The organism is Flavobacterium sp. T12S277 (genome assembly GCF_048514875.1).
Classification (GTDB): Bacteria; Bacteroidota; Bacteroidia; order Flavobacteriales; family Flavobacteriaceae; genus Flavobacterium.
The window spans coordinates 1-5,078 of sequence record NZ_JBLYEG010000040.1; the positions used below are offsets into that span (position 1 = coordinate 1).

At 36.6% G+C, this 5,078-nt stretch carries 4 protein-coding genes; all 4 read right to left on the reverse strand.

The window, feature by feature from the left end; all coding sequences use genetic code 11:
• Positions 1-564 precede the first annotated feature (564 nt).
• Entirely contained in the window at positions 565-1,140 is a 576-nt protein-coding gene (locus ACN1CN_RS22420; RefSeq protein ID WP_419137865.1) for a tyrosine-type recombinase/integrase, read from the reverse strand.
• A gap of 363 nt (positions 1,141-1,503) precedes the next feature.
• Positions 1,504-2,148, reverse strand: coding sequence for a hypothetical protein (locus tag ACN1CN_RS22425; RefSeq protein WP_419137867.1), 645 nt, complete (start codon positions 2,146-2,148; stop codon positions 1,504-1,506).
• Positions 2,149-2,632: 484 nt separating this feature from the next.
• On the reverse strand, positions 2,633-3,019 hold the full coding sequence (locus ACN1CN_RS22430) for a hypothetical protein (RefSeq protein ID WP_419137869.1): 387 nt from the start codon (positions 3,017-3,019) through the stop codon (positions 2,633-2,635).
• A gap of 53 nt (positions 3,020-3,072) precedes the next feature.
• Positions 3,073-5,078: RHS repeat-associated core domain-containing protein (locus ACN1CN_RS22435; protein ID WP_419137871.1), on the reverse strand; the 2,006-nt coding region annotated here is incomplete at its 5' end.

The window sequence follows — 5,078 nt, forward strand, 5'->3', positions numbered from 1 at the left end:
TTAATCGTTAATTAACCACAAAACCTGGTGGTCAATTTGCTCCGGAATCAGGTGGTCAGTTTGCTCCGGAACGGGTGGTCAATTTACTCCGGAATTAGGTGGTCAAATTGACCGGTTTTTCCACACAAGGAGACACCTTCGAATATTAAGTCGAATAGTCAATTGAAACATGTTTGTGATTTTTAGAGTTTGCTGTTCAGCTTTACAACTTGCTCTTTTTCCATTCTTTAGCTGTCAGAATGGCGAAAAGATTCTTGCAATAATCTTTTTCCTTTTGTTTTGTTTGACAAAGGTAAGTGATATTTTTGAGACTTTTTTTTTGGTAACTCAATCACGTTATGTAAGACGACTTAACGTAAATGACTTAAGTCTTTCAAAAAAATAAAATATTGATTTTAAATAAGTTGACTTTTTCCAATTTTCATATTTGTTAAAATCAATCAAAAATATTTAACATAATTTAAGAAATAATTAACATAATCATCTGTCGTAATTTTCAATTTAATTACGTATATGCATAACTCAATTTAGTTATGCAGAATTAAAGAAGTCCTTTTCTTACATTTAAACACTCAAATACAGGTTGCTGATTTCCTGTTCTCGGATTCCAAGATAGATTTTAGTGGTCGAAACATTCGAATGGTTGAATAATTGAGACAGCAATAGCAAAGCTTGGTCACTGTACTTGTTAACCTCCCAGACTCTTCTGCCTAAGGTTTTTCTCATAAAGTGGCTTGAATACTGACCACGTACCTTATATTTGGCAAAAATATCTTTCAGCTTGCTGTTGACATACTGAATGCTGAACGGCTTATCTCCAGAGCGGTTGGCGAACATCAAATCGCTTTCCCCTGCTTTAAGCTCGATAAACAGACGGCTCAAGATGGTCTGCAGTTCTGGGTTGATGGTCACTTTTCTGGTCTTTTTGGTCTTCTTCTCGGTTATTGTGAAGTAATCCTGATTCAACACCTGATTCCAACGAAGCTGGAGAAGGTCAGAAATTCTCAGACCAATGTAAGAACCCGTTGCAATGAGTAGCGCAAATTTCAGGTCATTATCACGCTCCAGTTTCAAAACGATGCTCAGCATCTTTTCCCACTCTAAAAAATCACTTGTTGTCTTTTGTCCTTTTAATGCCATTTTGCTCTATTTTAGTTTCACTTTTCTACCTTAATATATGTATCTGAAAGCGGTCGATTCTTCATATTTCGTAAACCACTGATTTCATTGGGTTTACATGGTCGCTTTCACTTATTGTGAAAAGTGAAACAAATGTCCAGGTCTATTTTGGATTAAGCAAGAAAAATCCTGGATTTCCTGGGCTCACAGCTTTTTTTGTCGTTTTAGAGCACAAAAAAACGAGGTCGTTAGCCTCGTTCTTTGGATTGTATCAATCGTGAAAACTCTGAAAATTCATGGTCGGTAAAATCCTCCCTTTTAAAACTGATTGGCAGTTTGAGCGGTTGTGACTGCAGTACCTGTTTGAGCTGAGAAAGTTTAAGTTTAATTCTCATAGCTTATAGTGTTTGTGCTGTTACTGATAAAATCCCAATCTTCTCCACTCAGACCGTCTTTGGACATGTAGAACAATCCAGCTTTGTATCTATCATAAATACTAACATCGGTTCTGTCGTAGTTGAAGTAGTCCTGAATATCCGTTAGAATCTGCTCATGAAGTTTCTTATCAGCAATGTAGAACACAAAATGATTGTGAAAGCCTTTACGGTTTGTGAACGGCTCGGTTGTAAAGAACAGTCGGATTTCTGTTGATGCTCCGTATTTTTGGTTCAAATAATCATACAGACCGTGCATCTGCTTAAAACAGCTGGTCTTATTGCGGTCCGTTTTGTAGGCTACCGTAAAGAAGAAACTCCAGTCCATCTGCCAAAAGGTATGTTGCAGGCTCTCCTTATCAGCCAGACAGTCAATGAGATTTCTCATAGATTGGTTTTCCTGTCTTAAAGCTTTGTTCTCATCGAACATTATTTCGCTGTCAAAGTATCTAGCATGGTCAGAAGGAAACATTCTCTTCCCGTTTTTCAGGTTGGTTTCAGCAAATAGGTCTTCATTCTTTTTGTAGAATCTGTAAATCGTGCTTTTGCTTGATTTGGTGCTGATTATAAATTTCTTTAAATTTTCATATTTCATTTCTTTGGTTGGTTAGTATCTCGTTATTTGTTAGATACAGGAAGTCCATACAAGGAGGTTAGTCAAGCATCTTTACAATAAATACTAACGAATCTTGAAAAGTGTAGCTTTTTGGCACTTTTTTTTCAAAAATATTTTTTTTGTTTGGTAAATCAGTGTTCCAAAATGAGACACTGGTCAGGGAAATTTGAAAAAATGTAGAGTTTTCACTTGGAACACGGATGCTAGCAGGTGATATAAGTACACAAGTCGGTTATGCGGGGAGGTAATTTGAGGCTTTAAATCGTGGAATTTAGTACTGTAAAAGGCAATATAGGGAGGGAGGATGTTATGAATACTGTCTTTCTATTCTTTTGAGACTTCCTAAGCAGATGCAGGATAACTTGAATTCTATTTTAACAATTTGGTACACTTAAAGTGCTATAAAAGCAAAAGCCACTCCGTTATGGAATGGCTTTTTACCTTCATTTTTAGATTAAATAACTCAAGGAATATATTTTTCTATTTCTACAACATTATCACTTATTGTGTATAAAAAATTTCTCTCATGCCATTTTATGCCATCATGACTTGCTTTGACCATAATTGCATTTTGGTTTGTTTCTTTTATCAAAACATCAATTCCTATAGCACCGATAGAAACAGTACCTTCTTCAATTTCTTTCTTAATGTTATTTTGAAAAATGTCAATTGCCTTTTTAGCCGTAAAATCACTATCATCATCATTGTAAATTCCCAAAGTGGAAAGTTCTCCTTCTGAAGACAAAACGGAAGCATATGGAAAAAATTCTCCTATTTCTTCTAAAAATTTTTGTGCTTGTAAAAGCATTAATTCTATTAAATCATCAAACGTTTTATCATTATTATCCATTAAATATTAATTTTTTAAATTCTTTTATATTTCATCTCTCTAACTTTCAATCATTATGACCTGATTGCATTAGGGTCTGGTGGAGGCGGTGGAGACGGTGTCACACGCTTTGGAAGTTCAGGCTTTTTAACAGCAGTATTATCTATTACTGTCGTAGGAGGAACAACATAAGTATCTATTTTGTAATTACCATTTGTTAGGTTTTTTGATAATTTTGCTCCTTCGTTTATGATTAATCTTGGAATTGCTCCTTTTGCATTTGAAATTACTCTTTGCAATCTTAATTGGGAGGTTTCACCTTGATATTTCACATCTTTAACTTCAACTGTTCCGCCATCTTTTTCAAAAGAATCTGGAACTGTTTTACCAGACTTACCTGTTTTTGGGTCTGTTGCCTCATATGGCTTAGTATTTTTCTCTAATCCATTTTTAGCAAGTTGCTCAGCTTCTGAAGCGTTCCCTCGTGCGAAATTTTTTATTTGTGACTCCGTAAATCTACCGCTTCCTTCTGTTGCTTTTCCAGTTACTTCAGATGTTTTTCCAACTACTTCAGATGTTCTAGCACCAACTTCTGCACTTACCTTGACAATTTCTGCCACACCAAATAGAGGACCTAATTCACAACCTTCTAACTCTCTACCCATTCCTAATTTATTCTCAGCAAAGGCATAAGTTGAGTTATAAGCATACTCCTCTGCGAGTGGGTCAATTGACATAAATCTACCGATTGCCATGTCATAATTTCTCCACTTAAAGCTGTCCCAGTTCAGTCCCAGCTCGTCTTGACGTTCTTGACCCTGAAACTTATACTTATAGTCAGGATGTAAATCATCCATATTATACCCCTTGTGCTTCAATCCAAAGGGATAATAATTACTTTCTTCAACAATTCTAAGAGCATTATTTACAGGATTTCTATCATAACTCAACCTAATATTCCCCAAATGATCTTTGTAATGATACACATATTTTTGATATACATTATCATAGTACCCTTCTGCTGTCGGAAAAAATTGCAAGGTCGGTCTCGACACAACATTCTGACCTCCCGATAGGCTCGAGCGATTCGCTTCCACTGGTGGATCTATTACAGGATCTGGAGTATCAATTGGAGGATCAGTATTTCCCGGATCATCAGGCACCTGCCCACCATAATTGATATAGTTGTACTGAAAACCATCTAGATAATCTGTTTTCGTTACAGTTTCGTTCGCGCTAACTATTTTCTCCAGTTTTTGACCCGCTGCGTTGTAAATATAGACAATCGTGCCATTTGTTCCAAATGTAATTTTCTTGGGTAAATTGAGTTGGTTGTATTGTATTTCGGTGATGTTTTTGTTTTTATCGGTAATCATGTTACCGTTGGCATCATATGTAAAATCAACATCTGTTTTATTACCATCCTTAAAACCTTCATTATCGTTTCCGGCAGGGCTGTCGGTTACTTTGGTCAGCCGGTTCGAATTTTCATTCAAATAACCATAAGTCAAATCATCGATTTGAAAAGCAATAGATGGTGCATCACTGGCTCCGTAGCGTTGCAAGGATTTAATATTTCCGTTTTTATCGTAACTCAAACTTTCATTATAGGCTCCTGATGCCGCAATAGCGTCATTTGGCTTGCTGTAAATTGCACTAGTCAAACGATTCAGTTTGTCGTATTGATACCCATAAGAACGTTTGGTCACATCGGTGTTGGTCTTCCAAGTGGTTTCTGAAATATTTCCATTGTACAAGGCCTGTACCTGTGAGTTGCCCGGCTGTTTGTCGTAATTGATTTTAAAGGCAAACAGATCCACCGGGTCTGTATCTGGCTGAAGGTTATCTACATTATTAATTTCAGTGAGCCAACCTCTGATGTTGTAGCTATAGTGTACCTTCTGTAGGGGATTTGCTACGCTGTTTCCTACATTTTTAACGATCAGTTGTCCCAAATCATCATAGGTATTGCTTGCTAAAACTTCAACTGTTCCTCCGTTTACCTGATGGGTATGGGTCAGCAATCGGTCCTGAGGCGAATAGGTAAATTCTTCTTTTACCGTCAGCTCCGTATCTCCGG